This window comes from Granulicella arctica, from assembly GCF_025685605.1.
Taxonomy (GTDB): domain Bacteria; phylum Acidobacteriota; class Terriglobia; order Terriglobales; family Acidobacteriaceae; genus Edaphobacter; species Edaphobacter arcticus.
The window spans coordinates 1,391,885-1,414,034 of the sequence record NZ_JAGTUT010000001.1; the positions used below are offsets into that span (position 1 = coordinate 1,391,885).

General features: G+C 56.8%; 21 protein-coding genes and 4 tRNA genes. 11 read left to right on the forward strand and 14 right to left on the reverse strand.

Features of this window, described 5'->3' with window-relative positions; all coding sequences use genetic code 11:
- Positions 1-13: 13 nt before the first annotated feature.
- The 8 genes from OHL20_RS05670 (at position 14) to OHL20_RS05705 (ending at position 10,240) form a co-directional block, all read left to right on the forward strand.
- The gene (locus OHL20_RS05670; RefSeq protein ID WP_263382232.1) at positions 14-1,138 is read left to right on the forward strand and encodes a sialidase family protein; all 1,125 of its coding nucleotides are present in this window, start codon (positions 14-16) and stop codon (positions 1,136-1,138) included.
- Between the two features lie 94 nt (positions 1,139-1,232).
- A complete protein-coding gene (locus OHL20_RS05675; RefSeq protein WP_263382233.1) occupies positions 1,233-1,916 on the forward strand; it encodes a hypothetical protein in 684 nt (227 codons plus the stop codon).
- Between the two features lie 131 nt (positions 1,917-2,047).
- Positions 2,048-4,162 (forward strand): N-acetylmuramoyl-L-alanine amidase, encoded by a 2,115-nt coding sequence (locus OHL20_RS05680; RefSeq protein WP_263382234.1) that lies wholly within the window; start codon positions 2,048-2,050, stop codon positions 4,160-4,162.
- Positions 4,163-4,322: 160 nt separating this feature from the next.
- A complete protein-coding gene (locus OHL20_RS05685) occupies positions 4,323-5,390 on the forward strand; it encodes a DUF6599 family protein (protein ID WP_263382235.1) in 1,068 nt (355 codons plus the stop codon).
- 374 nt (positions 5,391-5,764) lie between these two features.
- Positions 5,765-5,840, forward strand: a tRNA-Thr gene (locus OHL20_RS05690).
- Positions 5,841-5,964: 124 nt separating this feature from the next.
- Positions 5,965-7,842: a M61 family metallopeptidase gene (locus tag OHL20_RS05695; protein ID WP_263382236.1), complete on the forward strand. Its 1,878-nt coding sequence runs from the start codon at positions 5,965-5,967 to the stop codon at positions 7,840-7,842.
- 196 nt (positions 7,843-8,038) lie between these two features.
- A complete protein-coding gene (locus OHL20_RS05700) occupies positions 8,039-8,941 on the forward strand; it encodes a tetratricopeptide repeat protein (protein WP_263382237.1) in 903 nt (300 codons plus the stop codon).
- A 135-nt stretch (positions 8,942-9,076) separates the two neighbouring features.
- On the forward strand, positions 9,077-10,240 hold the full coding sequence (locus OHL20_RS05705) for an acyl-CoA dehydrogenase (RefSeq protein WP_263382238.1): 1,164 nt from the start codon (positions 9,077-9,079) through the stop codon (positions 10,238-10,240).
- An 88-nt stretch (positions 10,241-10,328) separates the two neighbouring features.
- On the opposite strand, the gene OHL20_RS05710 is transcribed toward OHL20_RS05705, so the two are convergent.
- From OHL20_RS05710 to OHL20_RS05720, 3 genes are read right to left on the reverse strand one after another with little or no spacing between them, the layout of a single operon-like run.
- A complete protein-coding gene (locus OHL20_RS05710; protein WP_263382239.1) occupies positions 10,329-12,350 on the reverse strand; it encodes an LVIVD repeat-containing protein in 2,022 nt (673 codons plus the stop codon).
- Positions 12,347-13,075, reverse strand: coding sequence for a DUF305 domain-containing protein (locus OHL20_RS05715; protein WP_263382240.1), 729 nt, complete (start codon positions 13,073-13,075; stop codon positions 12,347-12,349). Before OHL20_RS05715 ends, OHL20_RS05710 begins: the two co-directional genes overlap by 4 nt.
- Before the next feature lie 27 nt (positions 13,076-13,102).
- The gene (locus OHL20_RS05720) at positions 13,103-13,600 is read right to left on the reverse strand and encodes a DUF4142 domain-containing protein (RefSeq protein WP_263382241.1); all 498 of its coding nucleotides are present in this window, start codon (positions 13,598-13,600) and stop codon (positions 13,103-13,105) included.
- Positions 13,601-13,750: 150 nt separating this feature from the next.
- On the opposite strand from OHL20_RS05720, the gene OHL20_RS05725 reads away from it, so the two are divergent.
- Positions 13,751-14,983 carry an MFS transporter gene (locus OHL20_RS05725; protein WP_263382242.1) on the forward strand — a complete coding sequence of 411 codons (1,233 nt, stop codon included), beginning with the start codon at positions 13,751-13,753 and terminating at the stop codon, positions 14,981-14,983.
- Positions 14,984-15,056: 73 nt separating this feature from the next.
- On the opposite strand, the gene OHL20_RS05730 is transcribed toward OHL20_RS05725, so the two are convergent.
- The 8 genes from OHL20_RS05730 to OHL20_RS05765 form a co-directional block, all read right to left on the reverse strand.
- Positions 15,057-15,133 (reverse strand) — tRNA-Arg (locus tag OHL20_RS05730).
- A gap of 32 nt (positions 15,134-15,165) precedes the next feature.
- The gene (locus OHL20_RS05735; RefSeq protein WP_263382243.1) at positions 15,166-15,777 is read right to left on the reverse strand and encodes a hypothetical protein; all 612 of its coding nucleotides are present in this window, start codon (positions 15,775-15,777) and stop codon (positions 15,166-15,168) included.
- 193 nt (positions 15,778-15,970) lie between these two features.
- Positions 15,971-17,176 (reverse strand): pyridoxal phosphate-dependent aminotransferase, encoded by a 1,206-nt coding sequence (locus OHL20_RS05740; protein ID WP_263382244.1) that lies wholly within the window; start codon positions 17,174-17,176, stop codon positions 15,971-15,973.
- Positions 17,177-17,553: 377 nt separating this feature from the next.
- The gene (locus OHL20_RS05745; RefSeq protein WP_263382245.1) at positions 17,554-17,889 is read right to left on the reverse strand and encodes a hypothetical protein; all 336 of its coding nucleotides are present in this window, start codon (positions 17,887-17,889) and stop codon (positions 17,554-17,556) included.
- On the reverse strand, positions 17,886-18,254 hold the full coding sequence (locus OHL20_RS05750) for a hypothetical protein (RefSeq protein WP_263382246.1): 369 nt from the start codon (positions 18,252-18,254) through the stop codon (positions 17,886-17,888). Before OHL20_RS05750 ends, OHL20_RS05745 begins: the two co-directional genes overlap by 4 nt.
- A gap of 97 nt (positions 18,255-18,351) precedes the next feature.
- Positions 18,352-19,362 carry a YheT family hydrolase gene (locus tag OHL20_RS05755; protein WP_263384954.1) on the reverse strand — a complete coding sequence of 337 codons (1,011 nt, stop codon included), beginning with the start codon at positions 19,360-19,362 and terminating at the stop codon, positions 18,352-18,354.
- On the reverse strand, positions 19,362-20,117 hold the full coding sequence (locus OHL20_RS05760) for a DUF72 domain-containing protein (RefSeq protein WP_263382247.1): 756 nt from the start codon (positions 20,115-20,117) through the stop codon (positions 19,362-19,364). The genes OHL20_RS05755 and OHL20_RS05760 overlap by 1 nt, the downstream gene beginning before the upstream one ends.
- Positions 20,118-20,152: 35 nt before the next feature.
- A tRNA-His gene (locus OHL20_RS05765) sits at positions 20,153-20,227 on the reverse strand.
- 55 nt (positions 20,228-20,282) lie between these two features.
- Here OHL20_RS05765 and OHL20_RS05770 point away from each other — a divergent pair.
- Positions 20,283-20,831, forward strand: a complete 549-nt coding sequence (locus OHL20_RS05770; protein WP_263382248.1) for a DUF4112 domain-containing protein — start codon at positions 20,283-20,285, stop codon at positions 20,829-20,831.
- Between the two features lie 35 nt (positions 20,832-20,866).
- Positions 20,867-20,943 (forward strand) — tRNA-Pro (locus OHL20_RS05775).
- An 87-nt stretch (positions 20,944-21,030) separates the two neighbouring features.
- Here OHL20_RS05775 and OHL20_RS05780 read toward each other — a convergent pair.
- The 3 genes from OHL20_RS05780 to OHL20_RS25185 form a co-directional block, all read right to left on the reverse strand.
- A complete protein-coding gene (locus OHL20_RS05780) occupies positions 21,031-21,387 on the reverse strand; it encodes a hypothetical protein (RefSeq protein ID WP_263382249.1) in 357 nt (118 codons plus the stop codon).
- Between the two features lie 113 nt (positions 21,388-21,500).
- On the reverse strand, positions 21,501-21,782 hold the full coding sequence (locus OHL20_RS05785; protein WP_263382250.1) for a hypothetical protein: 282 nt from the start codon (positions 21,780-21,782) through the stop codon (positions 21,501-21,503).
- A gap of 45 nt (positions 21,783-21,827) precedes the next feature.
- Positions 21,828-22,148, reverse strand: a complete 321-nt coding sequence (locus OHL20_RS25185; RefSeq protein WP_396271692.1) for a tyrosine-type recombinase/integrase — start codon at positions 22,146-22,148, stop codon at positions 21,828-21,830.
- Between the last annotated feature and the right edge of the window lie 2 nt (positions 22,149-22,150).

Below are 22,150 nucleotides of genomic sequence, written 5' to 3' on the forward strand. Positions count from 1 at the left end.
GGTTGGAGGAAGCTTGATTCGAGTTTGTCGCGCTGTGCTGCTGGGTTTCGTGCTGGCGATAGCGGTCGTCGGACTCCAGGCGCAAGACGGCTTCATCTTCAAGCCGGGTCCACCTGCGCCTCCGGATAATCATGCCTCGACAGTCGTAGAGCTTAGAAATAACGACGTGCTTGCTGCCTGGTTTGGGGGAACTAAAGAGGGTGCCAGCGATGTCGTCATCTGGAGCGCGCGGCTGCATGGTGGGGCGTGGACGGCGCCGGCCGAACTGGTGAACGAGCATGGTGTCGCCTGCTGGAATCCTGTTCTCTTCCACACAAGAGATGGGCGCCTCTGGCTGTATTACAAGTTTGGGAAGAGCCCGAGCACATGGCAGGGTGCGCGCCGGTGGAGCAGCGATGAGGGCAGGACGTGGTCGGCGAGGGAGCGGCTTCCGGAAGGGATCTTGGGGCCGATCCGGGCTAAGCCGCTGGTGCTTGACGATGGGACTGTGGTCAGTGGATCGTCAGTCGAGAAAGATGGGCACTGGACGGTTTGGGTCGAGCGGTCGGTAGATGGTGGCCGGACGTTTACGAAGTTTGGCCCGATCGCCTTGCCCGAGACGCTGGACATCCCCGATGCCGGAGCGCTTGCTGCCGCGAAGGAGACCGGCCCGGCGGTGAGTGATGCGGATGAAGGTGTGAAGACGCGGCTCTACCCTCCGGGACCAACTACGGTTGGGATCATTCAACCGACGATTGTCTCGCTTGGCGGTGAGCACCTGCGGCTGTACGCACGCTCCAAGACCAAAGCTGCGCGGATCGCGGTAGCTGACTCGATAGACAACGGCGTGACCTGGACGCAGGCCAGCTTCATCGCATTGCCAAATCCTTCGGCAGGGATCGATGCGGTGCGGCTGCGGAATGGGCGCGTCATCCTGGTCTTCAATAACAGCTACAACAAACGAACGCCGCTGTCGCTTGGTGTGAGCCGGGATGGCAGGAGCTTTCATGTCTTCAAGACGCTGGAAGATGGTGAGGGTCAGTACTCCTATCCTGCGATGATTGAAGCGAAGAATGGCGACCTGCTGATCACCTACAGCTGGCGACGGCAGACGATTAAATTCGTACGAGTTCCAAAGGCCGAGATCCTGTCACGCTAGGCTAAAATCGAGGACGTTGCGTCCGGTCTCATCTTTTTGCCTTCTGTATGAGACGAAACTCTGAGACCAAGCAAATGCCCTGGAGGTTGAGCCTTTGGATGTCCATGCACCACACGAGCCGATTCATAGCGCCAAGGATTTCTTTCTTCACCTGTTCACAATCACGGTTGGGCTGCTTATCGCTGTCGGGATCGAGGGTTGTGTGGAGTTGCATCGCGAGCACTCGCTGGTGAAGGAGGCGCGAGCCACGTTGCGCGAGGAGATCGAGCACAATGCGACAGCGCTGAAGGGTGCATCGAGCGTCGTCGCCGAAGAGCGACGAAACATTGCTGATGATATGGACGCGTTGACCAAGATCGAGGAACATCCGCTGGATAAGACATTGCAGAACGCTAGTCTTACGGCAAAGTACAACGTTCAAGGCCTGAATGAAGCTGCCTGGAAGACTGCACAGATGACCGGCGCACTGGCTTATATGCCCTATAAAGAGTCGCAGCGATACACCGACATCTACGAGTCGCAGCATGACTTTCTGGCCGATCAGCAGAAGATTCTCGATGACGAGGCAGCATTCTTCGGAGTTCTAGCAAAGATGGACTTTGGGCATGGCAATGTTACTCCCGACAAAGCGAGTGCGGCGCTGGAGCGACTCGGGGTCTGGCAGGCCCACCTTGTGAATGTGAGCCTGATGGCAAAGTTAAGTCTGATGAATGATAGTGCGTTCCTGGAAGGCAAAGAAGGTCCGACAGACCTACATGAAGACCTGAACAGTAGATGATTCAGCCTCTCATCGTTACTGTTTGTAGTGTCGATGTGAATATTGGCGAGGTGCCGCCGGAAGTACCCCGTGCTAATCCCTGGTCCTTTCCCCCGCTGCAGACATTAAACTGGCGTTAGGGTGCGCCAGCTTTGCTCTTCTTCTCTCCAAACCGTGTAGTGCGCTGGACGGCAAGTTTCCTGCTGGTAGCAGGATGTCTCCCTCCGGCGAACGCGAAGCCGAAGCGAATCGAACTGACGCCTTGGGAGCAAGCGTCCCGTGGGCGCGAAGTGCTCGAAGCGATTCCGGCCGGAGCGAGAACACGGACAGACTACGATCGAGCGCTTGATGGATTTCGGGCCGTGTACCACGGTTCTCCGGGCGACGTGCATGCACCTGAGGCAGTGTTTGCGGTAGCTGAATTGCTGGCTGAAGAGGGTCGCACACGGCATGATGCGAAGAGCCTGAATGCAGCCGTGGGCCAGTACGAATTTTTGCGAACGCAGTATCCGGTTAGCTCGATGCGGGTTCAGGCTCTGTTGGCCGAGGCGCAGATTGAGCAGAATGACCTGCAGGATGCCAAGGGCGCAAAGGATCGCTATCGGCTGTTGTTAACCCAATCCCCAAAGAGCAGCCAGGCCGAAGAGGCTCGGGCAGCGCTGGCCGAGATGAGCCGACCTGCAAGTCAAACTGTGCGGGCAGTGCCACCTCTCGTGGTCGCGCCTGCTTCAAGTGCTCCTGCAGTTTTGGCAAGTCCTGCTTCCACTGCGGCTGCTCCCGCATCGACAGACCCTCTGCAAATTCCGTTAACGAAGCCTGAACCCAAACACACTGGACCATTGGCTCTGGTCTCCGGGATACGGCACTGGTCGACTCCGACCTATACGCGAGTCGTGATCGACCTTGGCGACAATGTGACGTATGAGGCAGCGCGGGTGCCAAACCCCGATCGCATCTACTTCGATCTGCATGGAACCAGGCTGGCTTCGGAGTTGGTCGGCAAGAACTTTTCCGTCACAGATGATGGGTTTCTCAAGAAGATTCGGGCGGCGCAGTTTCGCGACCAGATGACGCGGGTCGTGCTGGATGTTAACGATGTGACGGAGTACTCGGCGTTTCTGCTGCCGAATCCCTACCGCCTGATCATCGACATCCACGGCCAGACAGGGCCGCGACCGGTTGTTGCTGCCGCGCTGCCTGCAGAAGCTACCGTGATGAAGCCGGTGATGCCCACGCCGAGTTCTCCCGTGCCGAACACGACTTCGGTGCGCTCGAAGAGTTCGGTCGAGGTGGCGTCGTTGAGCGATCAGCCCGATCGGGTTGAGGCGACAAGCCGACCTACCTCAAAGCCTATCTCTGCTGTAGTCGAACTACCTGCTCCGTCAACAAAAGAGGTTGTGCCGCCTGCGCCTGCGACGGCTACCGGGACAGGTTTGCGCAAAAAGACCAAGTCCAAAGTGACACCTGCAGATGGTGTGGCAGTTGGCGACGCGGTACCAGCGAGAGCAGCTGTGCCTACAGCGGATGGGGAGACGTCCCTGGTGCGCGCCCTGGGGCTTAAGATTGGGCGGATCGTAATCGACGCTGGCCATGGCGGACATGATTCCGGAACTCTTGGAGTCGACGGCATCCAGGAGAAGGATGTCGTGCTCGACGTGGCGCTGCGCCTCGGCAAGATGCTGCATGAGCGACTCGGCGCGGAGATCATCTATACGCGATCGGACGATACGTTCATTCCGCTCGAGACGCGAACGGCAATCGCGAACAAGGCGCAGGCGGATCTGTTTCTCTCCATCCACGCGAACTCTTCGCCAGACGCATCGGCGCGTGGGGTGGAGACCTACTACCTCAACTTCACCTCTTCGCCTGATGCGCTGGATGTGGCCGCGCGTGAAAATGCGGTTTCGGACCAGTCCATCCACCAGTTAAGCGATCTCGTGAAGAAGATCGCGCTGAAGGAGAAGATCGACGAGTCCCGCGAGTTTGCGTCCGATGTCGAGCAAAGCCTGTACGGAGGCCTGACGACTGGGAACGCCGGTTTGAAGAATAGGGGCGTAAAGAAGGCACCGTTCGTCGTCCTGATTGGTGCGAACATGCCTTCGATCCTGGCGGAGATCTCGTTTGTTACCAACCCGCGAGATGCGGACCAGCTACAAAAGCCAGAGTATCGGCAGCGGGTGGCAGATAGTTTGTACAAGGGTGTGGCGAAGTATGCTTCAGGACTAAGCGGGGTACGGGCTCCGATGGAGCGAGCGGGCGGACAATAACTGCCGCTTCGCGCCTGCTGGGCTTCCCTATTGGCGCTGGTGTAGTCTCACCTTTAGTATGGCTGCCCTCTCCCGACCTACCCTTCCCTTACGCTGCATGGCGGTTTTCTGTATCGCCGCTGCCTGGAGTTTTCTCCTTCCCGCGCAGACGACTGTCCTCATGGAACCTGCAGCACCGCTACTGCCGCAGAAGTTTGGCACCTGGCAGATGCAGGCGGCCGCAACTACGGGCAACGATGCAAGCCAGATCGACAGTACGCACTTCACTGAGCTGAAAGAGGACGGTTTCAACCGTTTCTCTACTGCCAAATATGTTCGGAATGGCTCGACCCTCGATGTGCGGGCGCTACAGTTTGTGGATGCTACGGGTGCGGCCGCCGCGCTAAGCCTCTATCGTGGCGACCATGCTGGCCTTCAGCCGTTATCGAATGGCCAGAAGCTCGGGACCGAGGCCGCCGGGGGTAGCGGAGAACTTCTGTTTCGTGGCGGTAATACACTGGTGATCGCAAAAGCCCCCGGAGTGCAGGCATCGGAGTTGCAGGCGCTGGCCGTGACGCTACCAAAAATCAGTGGGCCAAAGGGGATGTCCCCCTTGCTGCCGACACTACTCCCGCCAAAGGGCTTGTTGCCGCAAAGTTTGCGGTACGCGCTTGGACCCGCCAGCTATACGGCGACCGGCGGCGTACTGCCAACGGAGCTTCTGGGCTTCGATAAGAGCGCTGAGGCGGTCACAGCGAGCTACGCTGCGCGCACCGGTCAAGGCATTCTGACACTGCTGCTCTACCCGACGCCAGAGATAGCGGGCGATCGAGGCCGCGCTGTCGAGGCGTGGGTCAACGGGCATCCGGGAGGACTCGGCACGGTGAAGATGCGCCGGGAAGGTCCGCTGGTGCTGATGACCTCAGGCAGCTTCCCGGCCGAAGAAGCCCAGCAGATGATCGAGAATATCCATCTGCGGAGCGAGGTCACCTGGGATAAGAAGCTTCAGCCAGAGTTCCACACCGAGGTCAAGAAGACTGCCAGCCTGCTGGTAAGCATTGTCGTGCTATCAGGCATCCTGATGGCTGCTGCGATCCTTCTCGGACTGTTTCTTGGCGGCGGGCGTGCGGCTTACCGGGTCATGCGAGGCAAGTCAGCCGCAACGGAGCCTGAGTTCCTCGGATTGGGCCTAGAGCGAGGGCCGGTGAAAGGTTTGAGCGGACACGATGGACCGGCACGGAGCCAGTAGCTTCTCGGCACAACAAAGTTTGAACCACGTTAGGTGCAATTCAGTAGCTAAGCGACTCATAGGAAGTAGCTTTGCAGCTTCGCAGGCCCCTAAAAAGCGAAGCTACGGCGAAGACTTAGGTGCAAGTTAACGACAAGGTCAACAGGTAACTTGTTCATACATAATAAGTTATGCATTGTGCAATAAGGCCTTGACACTGCAACGAGGCGATTCTAGTATTTCGCCAGAAAGTTCTGATGGCTTTGCCTCCGTTGGAACTGTTCTCCCTAAAGGAAGGGCTGCCCTGTTGCCGGGCGGCCCTTCCGTCGTTCCGGACGCCTTTTTCACATCACATTTGGCGGGATGTGGGTGCAACCGATAGAATGATGAGGCAGGCCGATGTAGCTCAGTTGGTAGAGCAACTGATTCGTAATCAGTAGGTCAGCGGTTCAACTCCGCTCATCGGCTCCATTCCCTCCCCAATCTCAGATTTTGCGGCAGTCTCGTAGCTGTGTCTTTCGTACACGGCTGGACAGCCCTATACTCGATGAACCTAAGAGCATAACTAAATTGTTGTGAGAGGAACTATCGCCTCATGCTCACCCGCATGGCCGTTCTGTCGTTTGCCTTGTCCGTTGGTGTCACCTATGCCCAAAAGCCGATAATCCAGATCACTGCCGATCTCTCCGATGCTCCGCGTAAGCTGTACCACGCCGAGGTTGACATACCCGTTACAGCCGGCCCGCTTGCGCTCACAACACCGAAGTGGATTCCAGGCCATCACAGCCCTAACGGCCCGGTCGCCGATATCACCGGCGTTGTCTTTACGGCGAATGGCAAGACGCTGCCATGGCGGCGCGATGATGTGGATCTATATCAATACCGCCTAGTAGTGCCTGCTGGCGTCACATCGCTCCACGCGCACCTGGACTGCATCGTGACAAGCCGAATCACGACAAACATGGCAGTGCTGGAATGGGAGAAATTACTCCTGTATCCCGCCGGCATTTCTGTGGCCAGGATTCCGATCCAGGCGACTGTAATCGTCCCGACCGGCTGGGGAATAGGCACGTCTCTGAAACCGATTTCCGCATATGATCCGCAACATCCGGTAGGCGGAACCGTGCACTACGCGGCAACCACGGTAGAAATGCTGGAGGACTCTCCGATTCAGACGGGGCAGTACTTTCACGAGTATGCGCTTGCGCCCGAGGTGTCGCCGAAGCACTATATCGATCTTTTCGGGGACGAGGCTGAAGATGTGCAGTTGAGGCCCGCTGTCCTCGCTCATATGGACAACCTGATCCGCGAGGCTGGGGCGATGTATAACTCGCACCACTACACGAGCTACCACTTCCTTCTCACTCTGACTCAAAAGGGCGGAGGTGGTGGTCTGGAGCATCATGAATCGTCTGATAACGGCCTGCCCGAACATGCATTTTTCGATGAGCAGAACGAGATGATCAACTTCTACCTGCTGGCCCATGAGTTTACCCATTCCTGGAATGGCAAGTATCGTCGGCCTATCGGACTGGCCACGCCGGACTACGCTATGCCCATGCAGGGACAGCTTCTCTGGGTCTACGAGGGGCTGACCGACTATCTGGGCAATGTGCTCGGAACCAGGTCAGGGTTCACAACGCAGGAGTACTACCGTGGCTACCTTGCGCTACTGGCGGCGCAATTGGACTATAAGGCTGGCCGACAGTGGCGGAGCACAGAGGATACGGCCATCTCGGTTTCAGCCCTGCGCGGCAGTCCCGCGTGGGCGAACTGGCGACGCAGTACGGATTACTACCAGGAGGGCGATCTTCTGTGGCTGGATGCGGACACGACGATTCGCAAGCTTACGGATAACAAGAAAAACCTTCACGACTTCCTTGCAATCTTTCTGGGTAAGGGTGGTGAGACGGCGCCAATGGTCGTGCCGTACGACGTGAATGAACTTGCAGTCGATCTGAACCAGGTAGTGAAGTATGACTGGGCAGGTTTTTTAAGGGACCACGTCGACAAAATCAACCAGCATGCCGATCTGACAGGCATCGAGCAGGGCGGATACAAGCTCATCTATACGGACAAGCCTACAGCCTATGAAAAAAGCTTTTTGTCGCTGCGTGGGGGCGGTATCGATGTGTGGTTCTCGCTGGGAATATCGATCGACGCGGACGGGACGATCACGGATGTGCAGTGGGACGGGCCAGCAAGTAAGGCAAAGCTCGTTCCAGGCGAGAAGATCATGGCGGTAAACGGGAGAATCTTCTCGAAGGACGCCTTGCTCAACGCAGTGAAACAGACTAAAGGCTCGACGGAGCCACTGCGTTTGATCCTTCAGAACGACACGTTAGTTACGACGGCTGACATCGACTACCACGACGGGGCGCGGTACCCAGCGTTGGTGCGGGTAGACGGATTGCCGGACTATCTCGACGACATCACCAAGGCTATGACGATCGCGCCTTCAAAGGCCGAATAGCATGTCGGTCGGAGATAACAACGGCTGTCTCCGGCCTACATCTTGTGGTTGCACGAGGGCCATGAACCCGATTTGGTACAGGTTATCCACTGTTATTTGATCGACTTAGCTCGAATGGGCTTGATTGGCGCAGGATGTAGCCGCATACTTTGGGTAGTACCTGACACCTATGCCCAAGGCGAACCGAGACACCCAAGTGACCCGATACAGCCGACGCGATGTGCTGCGAATTTTGCATCTGCAGACACGCCACCTGTCAGCCTGGGAGCGGGCTGGGTTGATTGTTTCGCAGAATCAATACACCTTTGAAGACCTTGGGCAGTTGCGGACGCTGCGCGATCTCCGTGCTACCCGCATTTCAGTGAGGAGCATCAGCCGATCGGTGACCGCAATGCAGCGCGTGGCTGGGCTGCGCAATGCCCTGCTGGAATCGAGCGCGGTACGGCGTGGATCGAGGCTGATCTGGCGCCATGCAGGCTCGCTCATGGACCCCGTGACGCAGCAGCTTGCCTTTGACTTCGAGGGCTCGACTGGAGAACCGTCGTTCGTTAGGACCGGCATACTCGAAACCGTCCGAAAGTCGAACAAGGTGCAAGAATTATTTGCAGCGGCGGTGCGCCTTGAGGAGAAGCTCGAGACACTTACCGAGGCTGCGGAGGTGTATGAGTCGATTCTCCGGGAACAGCCAGATCATGCAGCCGCAGCAATTAACCTGGGCACGATTCGGTACGGGCAGAAGGAGTTTTCTGCGGCGGAGAGGCTCTATCGGCGTGCAACGGAGAGCGATCCCGAGTATGCGCTCGCCTTCTTCGACCTGGGCAACGTGCTTGACGAGATGCAGCAGATGGACGATGCGATTGTGGCCTACCGACGAGCCATTGCGCTGGTCCCCCAATACGCAGATGCCCACTATAATCTTGCACTTGCGTATGAACGCCAGGGCGAACGACGGAAAGCCCTGCGGCACTGGTTGGTCTACGTTCGACTCGATCCGGTGGGGCCATGGTCGAGCCATGCCAAGGGCCAGGCGCGCAAAATTTTGAGCGGAGAGCGCTTGACCATCGTGAGTCGCCGAAACATGCTTGTCGCGGCTGGGTAACGTCTGCGTCGAACACGCCTGAAAGAAACGGTAGCTACGTGTTGTTTCCATGGAGCTACCGTATCTCCTTTGCCATTCTGAATGACTATTCATTTGCTGTTTTCGGATGCTAGACTCGGCTGCTTGAGGTGATCCATGGTGCAGCAGGACAGTCCGAGGCCGTTGACGCAGATCGACGAAGACGAGCGAATGTTTCGGGACACGGTACGGCAGTTTGGTGCGGAAAAGATCGCGCCGCTGGTTCGCGGGATGGACGAGGCGCAGCAATTGGAGCCTCGGCTGATCCGGCAACTCTTCGAGCTTGGCTTAATGGGAATCGAAATTCCTGAGCAGTATGGTGGTTCAGGTGGAACGTTCTTTGAGGCAATTCTCGCAGTCGAGGCTCTATCGGCGGTCGATCCTTCGGTTGGTGTGCTGGTAGACGTGCAGAATACGTTGGTTGCGAACGCGCTGATTCGATGGGCTACCGATGATCAGAAAAGGCGATACCTTCCTCGGCTGGCTGCGGACACAATCGGGGCATATGCGTTGAGCGAGGCGGGTTCAGGATCGGATGCGTTTGCCTTGGCTACCCGCGCTACTCAAAGAGGGGAAGATTACGTACTGAATGGTCAGAAGCTTTGGATCACCAATGCCAAGGAGGCAGGTCTGTTTATCGTCTTTGCGACGATCGATCCAGCGGCAGGCTATAAAGGCATCACCGCGTTCCTGGTGGAGAAGGATGCACCAGGGTTCAAGCTAGGCAAGAAGGAAGATAAGCTTGGAATTCGGGCATCGAGCACATGCGAATTGATCTTTACGGACTGTGTGGTTCCGGCGGGACAGGTGCTTGGGCAGGTTGGCAAGGGCTACAAGATCGCAATCGAAACGCTGAATGAGGGACGAATCGGGATCGGAGCCCAGATGCTGGGGCTTGCTGCAGGAGCCTGGGACCATGCAGCGAAGTTCGCAAAAGAACGAAAGCAGTTCGGCAAGGCGTTGGTGGAGTTTCAGGCGATGCAATATCAGCTTGCGGAGATGGCGACAGAGGTGGAAGCGGCTCGTCTACTGGTCTACAACGCGGCGCGGCTCAAGGATGCGGGTGCTGATTTTCTAAAAGAAGCGGCGATGTGCAAGTATTTCACCTCCCAGGTGGCGGAGCGAGTGGCCAGTCTTGCGGTTGAGGTGTTTGGCGGATCAGGGTTTGTGAAGGACTTTCCGGTCGAGAAGCTATATCGTGATGCCAAAATTGGGAAGATCTATGAGGGAACCAGCTTCATGCAGTTGGGAACGATTGCGAAGCTGGTGCTAGGGCGATAACGTACTCCGCAACCCAAATAATAAAGCCCCACTTCAATGCTCCATACGAAAGAGCAAAGAAGTGGGGCTCGGAAAACGCCTGATGAGTTCAGGCGATTGGATGCATCAGGATTGCTGACAAAGCATGCAGTCGTGTGGCGTCAGCCGGGTTTTTGGCGGTGCCGGCGCTCTCATCGATCCCCGCGGCCAGTCCCTTCAACTTCGCCAGGTCCTTTGCATTCAGGTGTGACTTCTCAGCATCGTGAATCGACTTTTGAAGCCCTGCCGCACGCTCGGAAGAAAAGGCCTGCGAGCGAATCAGCTGATCCACATAAGCCTTCGCCACGACGAGTTGTGAGGTCCATTCGATCTTTTGCTGATCCTGCACATTCAACTCTGCTAGTTGAATCGTCTTGGCCGCGTCGATCTCATTCTGGGTGAGAAACTTCGTAGGAGAGAGCTCGAAGACGTCGAGTCCACGCGCAATCTCTGAACCGTAGATGTGACCGTTATACCAGTAGGCCGACCAGTCGCCGCCGAGCACGAGCGTCTTCGGATCGATTGGTCCACGATCAAAATAAGCGATCTCAAATGGATGGGACGCATCGGTAAAGTCCATGATTGAGATACCGCCCTGGTACCAGGCTTGAACTTCGATATCGCGTCCCGGAACCGGGATGAGCGAGCCGTTATGCGCCACGCAGTTCTCCGTGTCCCCCTGCGCTGCAGGTAGCTTGTAGTAGCTCGCCAGGCTCAGCTTGTCATCCTTCAAATGGAAGATCGCGTCTGCACCCCATTTGTTCGGATCGTTCGGACGGCATCGTGCGCCGAGGCCCCCGCCCCATTCGTCCGTAAACACCACCTTGCTTCCATCATTGGAAAACGAGGCAGAGTGCCAGTACGAGTAGTTCGGATCATTCACCGCGTCCACCCGCTTCGGATGAATCGGGTCCTTGATGTCGAGCAGGATGCCATTGCCGGAGCAGGCACCCGCCGCTAATCCAATCGCCGAATAGACAGTAATGTCGTGGCACTGGTTGGTGTCCGCCGGCTTTTCCGCTTCCTTGCCGTGACTCCCACCGTTGTTGAGGCCGTTGAGCGCACCGGTCCGGGGATCGACAAACACGCGTGGGCTCGAGACGACCTTTGCCTCCTGCGGCGCTGCAATCGGAACCTTGATTACATCGATCCTGAAGAGGGCGGTGTTTTGATCCTTGTCTGGAGCCTCATTCGAGCATCCGGCGACCTCCTCAGGCTGCCGCACGAATGACGTACCCGAAACATAGAGATACACGTTGTCTTTATCGTTTGGGTCGACAACCAACGTGTGCGTGTGCGAGCCACGGCAGGTCTGTACGGCTGCGACCTGCTTCGGATTCTTGATATTTGAGATGTCGAAGATCCGGACGCCACGAAAGCGTTCTGACTGCGCGGCGGGTATATGGCGATCCTTCTCATGCCCTGCAGCGGGAGGCGGCTCCGGAGGAAATCCCTGCACACCGCAGTCCAAACGTCCATTCGGCATCTCGACCGAAACAAACATCAGGTTGCCGTAGACAGACACATCACCTTGTCCACCCGGGCAGACCAGCGAGGTCAGCAGGGTCGTCTTGGCTGGATTTGCGATGTCGTAGATGTTGACCCCATAGAAGTTCCCCTGAAAGAGGTGATTTCCCTGGAACGCGAAGTCTGAGTTCGCGAAAGCGAGTTGGGCAATCACCATTTGCAGAGGCTTCGGCATCTTCGCAGTGTTGCTCATGCCAAGTTGATCGAGTGTCTTGCCAATCTTCGGGTCGCCGGGCTGAACGTCGCCAAGCTGGAAGGCATCGGGCTTGTGAAGTAAGAGCAGGTGCTTGATACCCATCGAGGTTTCGCCGGCGTCGTACATTCCCGGCTTCAGCTTGAAGCGAGGATCGCTGGTATCTGACCCCGTCATCCCCGCAGGCAACGGCGGCGCCGGCTGTGGCGCAAACGGATTTGCCTCTGCTTCCTTGGCTGGCGTCGACGGAGCAGGGGTCGTCGGTGGAGCAGCCGGTGCCTGTGCCTGAAGGTGGCCCGCGGCGAGGTACATGACAAACGCTGGCAGGGCCGTACGGGCCGCGCGAAAGGCAAAATGGAGCACTTGCTTCATGGTTTTTCCTTTAGAAGAGACTGCATAATCGTGATTTCGGCACGCTGGGTATTATCCGCATCGGTCGCAAAATTGAACAGGTCGGCATCCTGCCCGGCACCTGCGCGGCTAAACAGTGTTTGCACCATAGTAAGCGCTCCGTTGTGGTGCTGGATCATCCCCGTTAAAAAGAGCTGATCGAACGCTGCGCCTTTCGCATTGCGCAATGCATCGATCTGGCGCGGGGTAAGCATCCCGGGCATGGAGACCATCGGCCTACCCGACATGTCCATTTCAGGCATCCCGGGCATAGCCATCGAAAGCGGTTCTCCTCGTGCGGCAAGCCACTTTTGCATGAACCTTCGTTCATCTGACTGCGAACTGCTGATGCGAGCCCCGAGAGAACGAATGCTGGCGTTTTCCGTGTGCGATGGAATGAGCGCGGTCATCTCCACAGCTTGACCATGATGCATGATCATGCCCTGCATAAACTCCACATCGGCCTGCGAGCGCTCGGGAAGTGTGGCGCGGGTGGAGGGCGGCAGCACCTTGCTCGGCTGACCCGGCGCGCCCGGCTGGACAATGACGGGAGACTCATGGGGGTCCACATGCTGAGACTGCGCGTGAGTAGAGAACAGGACACTGGCAAGGAGAGCCCACCGATGCACTACCGCTCCCCGCTGCGTTAAAGACATGGAGGAGCGGCAATCACTGGAAGATACAGACTCTGGTTTGAGGTCGAACATTGATGATGCCGTAACGCTAACACAAGGTTAGTGGTCGAGGCCGTGAAGGGCACCGATGTGGCGTTTGACGATGCGATCGGTTGCGGCCGCGAAGTTCTTAAAATCAACTGAGCCGCCATCATTGGCTTCCTGGGCGAAGAGTTTTTCGTCCTTATCGTGAATAGTAGCCATCTCGGACATGTAAGCGGCGTCAAAGCTCGAGCCGTTGAGGGCTTTCAGCTGAGCAAGCTTACCTTGAAACTCCGCGTTGAGGTCAGGAGCGATGGAGACATGCTTTGCGATAGAGATTCGCTTGAGCTCGGCATTAACAAGTTCGTGGTCGTGGACCTCACTCGAAGCGATGTCTTTGACATCCTGGGCGACAGCTTTCTGTATGGCTAGCTTGCTGGCTTCAACCTCATAGCGGCCCCCTTGAGAGACCTTAGCGACGAAAGCCTGATCATTGGGCGATGAGAGCTGTTGAGCATAGACACCAACGGTGAGCGCAAGAATTATTGGGCAAAAGGCAATCTGGACATGCTTCATGGAATCTGGCTCCTTTAGTTCAGCTTTCCTGTGAGATGCATTTACGCGAAACGGCAGCATAAGGCTGGCAATACTGTTCGCCTGAGTCACTTGGCTTCAAGAAAGACCTTGGGCTCGCTTAGACTGGTTGTTGAGGATATTTCCGTTTTGATGAGTGCCAAAGACCAGAACGCCGCTACGCCACGGGCTCCCCTTCCCTTTCTCGGGCTTGCGTGCGCAGTGGGTGTATCGACGATCTACTACAACCAGCCTTTACTTTTGGAGATGGGACGCAGCTTCAAGGCAACGGCGGGGCACACCGGTTTTGTAGCGGTGGCCACGCAGGTCGGGTATGCCGTGGGCTTATTGTGCTTCGTTCCGCTTGGCGATGTGCTCGAGCGACGCGCGTTGATGATGCGAATGTATGCGGCAGTTTCAATAGCGCTGCTTGCGATTGCGTTCGCACCAAACCTCATATGGTTGATCGCGGCAAGCGCAGTAGCTGGGATGCTTGCGTCGGTGACGCACATCGTTCTCCCGATCGCGCCGGACCTTGCTACGCATGAGGGTCGCGGACGGGCTATTGGAATCGTGATGACGGGGCTGCTATTGGGCATCCTGCTGGCACGCACCTTTGCCGGATGGCTGACGAAGTTGCATGGCTGGCGGCTGGTGTTTATCGCAGCTGCGCTGATGAACGCGATATTTGTGCCATTACTCTGGCGGCTGATGCCGAAGCTACCTCCGAAACAGGCTTTGAGCTATGGAGAGGCGATGCGATCTCTCTGGACACTTTGGCGGACTGAGCCGCTGCTGCGGGAGTCCTGCGCGATTGGGGCATTGGTGTTCGCTTCGTTTAGTTGCTTCTGGACGACGCTGGCGTTTCTGCTGGATCGACACTACGGACTTGGTCCTGGCGTGGCAGGAACATTTGGACTGGTAGGCGCAGCGGGCGCGCTGGCTGCTCCCTTGGCCGGACGGCTTTCGGATAAGCACGGACCACGATACGTCGTGCAGGCTGGAATTCTCATACTTGGAGCTTCGTATGTAGTGCTCTGGAGCGGAGAGCGGTTAGCTATGCCGATGGTGTGGCACCTGGTCGTGCTTGCGTTGGGGGTGATCGTGCTGGATCTTGGCGCGCAGATGACACAAGTGGCCAATCAAACGCGCATCTTTGGGCTGGTACCTTCAGCACGCAGTCGGCTGAACACGGTGTACATGACAACTTACTTCACCGGAGCGGCAGCGGGATCTGCGCTAGCCACAGTGGCATGGGTGCACTGGGGATGGAGCGGTGTTTGTGCCTTGGCTTTCGTCTTTATCGCACTGGCTGGATTGAGACATCTGGCTGGCCGTGAAAGCGGCCGGGAGATTTCTGCCCCAGCGGTCACGGCTGAAGTGTAAAGACAATCCGCTGATTTCCCGCCATCAAACGGGAAGAGCAAAGCTCCGTTCAGGGGATCACTCTTAGGGAAGGTGGTGGGCGAGACAGGGATCGAACCTGTAACCCCGGACTTAGAAGGTCCGTGCTCTATCCGATTGAGCTACTCGCCCACGAGGGGGACCTTTTGATTGTAAGGGTGGGGCTAGGCAAGTGCCAGTTCTTTGCTGCGGAGAAGAGTGACAACAGCTTCGAGAGCGGCGGACCAAAGCTCCCATGCCGTGTGAGGGTCAGGGCCGATAGCTTTGATATAAAGCGTGATCGCAAAGCCTTCCTGCGGTCCAGTAAGGTCGATCAAGGCCGGGCGAAGAACGCAGTCCAAGGTGGCCTGCGGATGGTCGAGGGTAGCTGCGCGGCGTGTGAGGCGCGCAAGCACCTGCTCCTGCCGGGGGAACGAAACAAAGAGGGCGCGGTCGCGGCATAGAAGATCGATGTAGCTGCCAAAGCCCGCGGGAACATCTGCGGGATCGCTATACAGAGTGGGATCGATATTGAAGCGAAGAGCTTCCAGTTCCTCTGCACCTAACGCCCATGCGTCACATTTGGCAGTGAACACCGGAGAACGAGCCGCATTGAGCGAGCGGAGGGCCTGCATGAGCGGTGGGTTCTGCTCGGCCTCGACAATCTGATCAAGATCGTACGGGGACTCTCGGAGATCGATGAAGTGAGCTGTACTGGCTGGGTCAGACGTATCTGACCACGGAACTACAAGGACGGGGTCCTCAGCGGCACATTCGGCGGACCATTCTGCAAGCATGAACTTCTATCTTACTGGCTTAACGTCCAATCTTCTACGCAACGGATGATGACTCGTTAGGGTTGCTAATCTTGTCTACCTTCTAACTCTGCCGCGACCTTGCAAGTAGCGATGCGATAGCAACGGCCTGGGGAATGAAGTGGTACAAAACGACGAGACCGGACTCGCGTCCGGCCCCTTCATTTTGTTGCGACTAGCAGGCGTGTTGATTAAGGAGATGCGGGTAAGGATGAGTGAGCGCGTTCATCTTCCCGTCAGGTAGCTGCATCACCTCTAAGAAAGCGCTTTGAAAGCTCTGCATATCAGAGGGACTGCCCACCGTGATTCGTGGCCAGTTTGGCATTGCCGCCCAGGTACGGCCGACCATGACAGAATGATGCGCGAGAGCGTTGACCACAGGGGCTCCCGGCTGCTTGACGTTCAAGAGAAAGTGGTTGGTCTGCGATGGGGTGAACGCGTAATTATTCTTGGCGAGCCACGTGAAGGTCTTGTCGCGAGTGTCGGCCATTGCCTGCTTGCGGAGAGGGATCAACTGCTTATCCGCCAACTGGATCTTGGCACACTGGATGGCCGTGGTCGACATTGCATTGACGTTATAGAAGTGCAACTTCGCCGTAAGGTCAGGTCGCGCCATGGCATATCCAAAGCGGAGACCGCCCATGGAATAGATCTTCGAGAAGGTACGGGAGACGATAAGATCCTTGTCCTTGCCAACCAGATCGATCACTGATTCGGCGTCGGAGAAGTGGATATAGGCCTCATCGACAAGAACAATGGAGCCGGGTGCCTTGTTGGCCAGCAGCCACTCGATATCTGCACGTTTGACCGGAACGCCAGTAGGGTTATTGGGATTACAAACATAGTAGAGACCAGCATTTGGATCGGCAGCGACCATGGCCTTCATGTCATAGCTGTAATCGGCCTTGAGGGGAACCTTGTGGACTTTGGCCCCATTCGACTCGGCGACGCGCCAAGTCTGCTCAAAGGTCGGGTCAGCAGTGACAAGAGAGCGCGTAGGCGAGGTAAAGGCGAGTGTGGTGAAGTGGAGAACTTCGGTTGAACCGGCGTAGATGGTGAGATAGCCGGGTTTCAGGTCATGATATGCGGAGAGCTCTCCATTGAACTTGCTGGTCTCGTTCATGTAGTAGCGATTTCCGCTAACAGCCATCTTGTGCATGATGTCGACGGCGGCTTGCGTGGGGCCGGAAGGATACTCGTTGATGTTGAGAAGAGCGACGTTGGCGGGGACGTCGATGTAGCCGACGGCCGGGACTCCTGCTGCTGCGGGCGGGGCGGCGAAAGCCGAGGTCGCGAGCGAAGGAAGAACTGTGGCGGCAATGGGGAGGGTGGCTCCCATGCGAAGGAAGTTGCGACGGTTGATTGGGGTAGGTTGCGTCATAAGGACTCCTCTTGGGTGCGGATTGACCAAGTGCAAAGTGGCGGAGAAAGCGTTGCGCAAACGCTTCGCACAGTAGCTGCGAAGGATGCACAAATGGGTAGCGAGACTGCATTGTGCTGTCTGAGGCTATCGATTGCTTTTTACTTATGGTGATTCGTTAAACGCGAACCAAATGGAGATTGTGTCGGTAGTGTGCATCGGGATGCGTCAAAAGTCCAGCATTAATCGCTCTGGACGACGAGCATCTTAGCCTGTTCGCGATCGCGAACAGGCGGCATTATTCCAACGGCTCAATCGATGATGAAGTCGACACACGACGAGAGCCTCAGCGCACGCCCGCGCGAGATAACTGTGCGGCGTCCGTTTTATGCCCCAGCCTACAGATGAGCCATGTCTGCAACTTCTCGCTGCATACTCTGGATCGCGATGTTCGGAAACGATGCTTTCAGCTGCTCATCGGTCAAACCCTCTGCATGACCGAAGCGCAGGGCGTACCAGATCTTCCACTTCATGGTGCTATTTACCTGGAAGAACTTGGTGAGCTTGCCGCGGCATGAGGCAGGATACAAGACTCCGTTGATGGTCTCCGCAACACTGGGACTCAGATCATTGGTCGTACATGGCGAATGCGACAGGAAGATCTCTGCAGACTTCGGCTCGCGGCCTCGCTTCGTTCTGAAATGCGTGACGCACGCAGTCCATGCCTCAATCATGTACCGCTCCGCGTGACCGCCAGCCTGTACCGCGCCCCGTGCTTCAGCCGTTTCGAGGAGACGTGGCGCAAGTGCTGTCCCGCTGCTATCCGGGCCGCACCGGGAAGCGCAACGCCTTGCAATCCCGCAGCGACCTGCGATGGGAGCAGATTGTCATTAGCGCCTAAACCAAGATGATTGACCTGCATAGTGACGCCAGCCAGGTTGAAGCCGGTGCGCTTCAGAGCCTGCTGGAGACTCGGTTCACTGAAGAACACGTAGTAGGCGGCTCCCTCAATGGAGAGCACCAGCCAGATGGTGTTGGGTGGGCGCACCGCGGCTCGTTGCATGGCCGCTGTGAGCGTGTCATAGGTCCTAAATTGCATCAGTCGTCTCCTGTCCAACCTTGATCTTAGTGTGAACGAGCGTTTGGAGGTGTGCATGCGTCATTACATTACGACCAGGAAATCCACAGCCAGATGTCTAGGCGTGAGCGAGGAGGAAACGGAGCAGTGTGGATTCGGCCCAATAGCCATCATCGTTTTTCGAAGGATCGGCTGAGGCCAGGAAGGCGCAGTGGCCTCCATGAGCAGGCTCGACATAGGTAATAGAGGGGTTGGCAGCAATAAGAGAGCGGCTCTCTGGAGTGATGTAAACGAAGGGATCGTCGGCGGCATGCAGGATGAGGGTGGGGACCGCAATCTGGTCGAGGACGCGGCCAGCAGCTGCGCGAAAATAGTAGTCGTCAGCACCCGAGAAGCCGGAGTAAATGGCGGTAATCTCATCATCAAACTGGCGGAGAGAGTGGATATAGTCGGCCCGCTTCACATCGTAAGCCCGGGGGAAAAGGGCGGCCTTGCGGCGGAAGCGCTTGAGAAGAGCGCGAAGGAACTTCCACTCGTAAAGACGATTGAAAGGACGGTGAAGAGCGTCGGCTGAGGGGCCGAGATCGACCGCAGGAGAGACGCCGATCACGGAGTGAAGCTGGGGTGGAGCTTCGGTCCCTAGTTCTCCGGCAAGCTTGAGGACAAGGTTGCCGCCCATAGAGTAGCCGATCAGCGAGACGGACTGAAGGTGGCGCGTGGCAAGAAAGTAATCCATGACGGCCCGCACATCCCCCGAAAGCCCGGAGTGGTACAAGGTGGGCGAGAGTTGCTCCGTACCGCCGCAGTTGCGCATATTCATGCGGATAATACTGCAGCCGGCGCGCCAGAGCTTGTTCGCGTTGCCCACGACATACTGAGAGTTCGAAGAACCTTCCAGCCCGTGGACGATGATGGCTGCGGGTTTTGTCGCAGCATCTGGTTGCCAGTGGCAGTGACAGAGAACCTGGCTGGCGATCTGATCCTGCGTTGCCGGCGAAACCTCTACGAGCTCAGATAGAGGCGGCGGAAGTGCGTCGATGCGATGGAGATAGTTACCGATGATGGTCTGGAGATGACCATTGCTGAGATAGCGACGGGGATAAAAAGGGACTGGCTCAAAGTCCTGCATCAACGCTTGCCTGCTGCGGCCAATAGAGCTGCGGCGTTGAGCGCACCGGTTGGTTCGTCCTCATGCTTGAGGTAGGCGAACACCTCGCGTGTGGCGGCCAGCGCAACAAGGCGAGCAGCAATAGCCTCGAGTTCAGGCTGGGTGTAGCCCCCGTTGCGGCGAAGACGAAAGGCGCTGTGGGTAGTGGAAGTATGCACCTCGGGAGTGACGAGGTCGTCTGACTCAGCGACACAGAGCGCAGCATTGTGATCACGAAGAATCGTGTAAACCGAATCGCCAAACCAGCTCTCATGGCGAAACTCGAAGGCGATACGATGTGCATCGAGCGATCGAGTTCTCAGGAGCGTAGCGATACGAGCTTTGGTGTCGTCGTCAGCCTTGAAGTTCGGAGGCAGCTGAAAAAGCAGAAGACCCAATCTGCCAGCCGTATAAACGGGTTCGAGCGACGCAACGAACTGGTCGACCGCAGCTTCACAATCGCGAAGGCGGCTGAAGTGAGTAATGCGCTGCGGAGCTTTGAAGGAGAAACGGAAGTGGTCGGGAGTCGCAGCGATCCAGCCTTCGAGTTGCTTCGCTGTCGGCAGGGCGCGAAAGGTGTAATTAACCTCAACCGAGGTGAGTTGCGAGGCGTAATAGGCAAGGAATTTTGTAGCCTGAGTCTTGGGTGGATAGAAATCAGGCTTCCAGGTAGGGTAAGCCCAGCCGGAGGTGCCGACGTAAAGTGCTGCGGGCGGATTTTTGAGTAGGCTATCCACGCGGCTGCACAGTCTTACTTGAGATGAGGGGAAATTGGGGCGGCTAGTGGGTTTCGAACCCACGACATCCGCTGCCACAGAGCGGCGTTCTGCCACTGAACTATAGCCGCCGTATTACGACAATTGTAGCACCGGCAAAGGCCTGGGAATAGCATCCAATCACCTATGAGTGTGAAACCCATTCGCGTGGAGATAGAACCGGAGATACTGTCGCCCGGCCAACAGTCGCGTGGTCGGCATGGAGCGAGGCTCTTTGATAACCACAATCTCGATCTCCTCTCGCATGTGCTGGATGATTGGTTCCGAATCCCGGGAACGAGCTTCCGGTTCGGCATCGACGGTATCGTTGGCCTGATTCCAGGAATCGGGGACATTCTCGGCGGACTCGCATCGACGGTCATTGTGTTAGCTGCGTGGTTTCGCGGGGTGCCGTACGTAACGATCCTGCGAATGGTTGCGAATGTCGGGATCGAAGTCGTGGTGGGGATGATTCCGTTCTTCGGCGATTGGTTCGACGTTGCATGGAAGGCAAACCGGCGAAATTATGCATTACTCGAACGGAGTTTGAACGACCCCCGCAAGAATCAATGGGGCGATTGGCTCTACCTGGCAGGAATTGCGACGGTGATGCTAGCGCTGACGGTACTGCCATTACTAGTACTCGCGTGGCTGACCGGACGAGTGATGGGAGCAGGTTTCCATCAAAGCCGATAGAACTAGGCTTACGGTGCGATACACTAGACGATAGTCGGGGCGTAGCGCAGTCTGGTAGCGCATCTGGTTTGGGACCAGAGGGTCGGGGGTTCGAATCCCTCCGCCCCGACCATCGAATCAAACACTTAGCTAAGCTGAGCGTAGTAAACGACTTAAGGTGTAGCAAGAACTGTAGCGGGTGCAGGTCGGACCAGTTTCCTTAGTGCTTTGGCCTTGTAAATGGAAACCGGTAGACAACTCCTGCAATGGGCAGATCTACCACATAGAACTCACCATGTTTCTCAGATTCGAAAAATACATATCCACCCACATATTTGCCTGAATCGACGGTATTGGCTTTTAGCCCTGTCTGTTCAAGTTCTGCCTCGTGTGCTCCCAAGGCAGCACGTCGGCGTGCAATGTTCTGACGGGCTTGCTCCTGCGCGGCATAATTTGGGACGCTCGTCGTACTTGTGCCGGTGCCGCTATAGGTTCCCGAGGCAGAACTTCCATCGTTGCTGGTAGCTTGCACCGTCCCTGACGAAGTCGATTGGGTTGTGACCTGTTGAGTTGCCATTCCAGCGCCCATCGCGTTAACGGCGTTTGCCCAACCTGCATGGTGCTTTTCCGATGAAATGATTTTCTCGATGGGGACCACACGCAACGCGCGCTGTTTTGGTGCAGTCACTTCTACGCTAAAGGCGTTCGGAAATACGTCAAAGTTGATTGGCTGGTGTTTGTCACCGTCACATCAAGTCGAGTGTATTTACCGTTGTCTCCGATTCCCAGAGTGACGATGGCTTGCGGGCCAACAAGCGTTTTGAAGTTCAATCCATTGATGAGCCTATGCGTACATTCAGGGGCTTGTTCTTCGCACACAATAGTCTGCTTTTCAGGACTGGCTAATTTCTGGTCCTGTGCAAGCGCCATTGCGGGAAGGAACACGAAAGCCAAGACAAGCGATACGAGCATATGACCTCTTTGCGGAGCGTTTCCGATGCTATCACTCGGCTCTCTTCACATAGGTCTATTTGAGTTCGGGTTCACCAGTAGGGGCGGACCCTGCAAACGACTGAACAAGTTCATCACTGCTTCTTGGCTCGGGTGAACATAGCGGGCGCTCATGTTGATTGAAGCGTGACCGGCAATGCGGGCAAGTGTCCATGCGTCACACCCGGCTTCTCCTAAACGGGTCAGAAATGTGTGACGGAGTGAGTACAGCACGAATGGGCGGACCCCGCTAAGGCGAATCGCGTTGTGATGCCGTTTCTTGAGCGTAGAAGGCTCGATATGACCGCTGATTGTTGCGGACGACCAAACCCATCCCTCTAAGGGCATCT

Coding starts and splice junctions, on each gene's coding strand:
- OHL20_RS05685 (WP_263382235.1), top strand. CDS start 4,323: ATGGAACCTGCAGCACCGCTACTGCCGCAGAAGTTTGGCACCTGGCAG.
- OHL20_RS05695 (WP_263382236.1), top strand. CDS start 5,965: ATGCTCACCCGCATGGCCGTTCTGTCGTTTGCCTTGTCCGTTGGTGTC.
- OHL20_RS05705 (WP_263382238.1), top strand. CDS start 9,077: ATGGTGCAGCAGGACAGTCCGAGGCCGTTGACGCAGATCGACGAAGAC.
- OHL20_RS05710 (WP_263382239.1), bottom strand. CDS start 12,350: ATGAAGCAAGTGCTCCATTTTGCCTTTCGCGCGGCCCGTACGGCCCTG.
- OHL20_RS05715 (WP_263382240.1), bottom strand. CDS start 13,075: ATGTTCGACCTCAAACCAGAGTCTGTATCTTCCAGTGATTGCCGCTCC.
- OHL20_RS05720 (WP_263382241.1), bottom strand. CDS start 13,600: ATGAAGCATGTCCAGATTGCCTTTTGCCCAATAATTCTTGCGCTCACC.
- OHL20_RS05725 (WP_263382242.1), top strand. CDS start 13,751: ATGAGTGCCAAAGACCAGAACGCCGCTACGCCACGGGCTCCCCTTCCC.
- OHL20_RS05735 (WP_263382243.1), bottom strand. CDS start 15,777: ATGCTTGCAGAATGGTCCGCCGAATGTGCCGCTGAGGACCCCGTCCTT.
- OHL20_RS05740 (WP_263382244.1), bottom strand. CDS start 17,176: ATGACGCAACCTACCCCAATCAACCGTCGCAACTTCCTTCGCATGGGA.
- OHL20_RS05745 (WP_263382245.1), bottom strand. CDS start 17,889: ATGATTGAGGCATGGACTGCGTGCGTCACGCATTTCAGAACGAAGCGA.
- OHL20_RS05750 (WP_263382246.1), bottom strand. CDS start 18,254: ATGCAATTTAGGACCTATGACACGCTCACAGCGGCCATGCAACGAGCC.
- OHL20_RS05755 (WP_263384954.1), bottom strand. CDS start 19,362: ATGCAGGACTTTGAGCCAGTCCCTTTTTATCCCCGTCGCTATCTCAGC.
- OHL20_RS05770 (WP_263382248.1), top strand. CDS start 20,283: ATGAGTGTGAAACCCATTCGCGTGGAGATAGAACCGGAGATACTGTCG.
- OHL20_RS05780 (WP_263382249.1), bottom strand. CDS start 21,387: ATGGCAACTCAACAGGTCACAACCCAATCGACTTCGTCAGGGACGGTG.
- OHL20_RS05785 (WP_263382250.1), bottom strand. CDS start 21,782: ATGCTCGTATCGCTTGTCTTGGCTTTCGTGTTCCTTCCCGCAATGGCG.
- OHL20_RS25185 (WP_396271692.1), bottom strand. CDS start 22,148: ATGCCCTTAGAGGGATGGGTTTGGTCGTCCGCAACAATCAGCGGTCAT.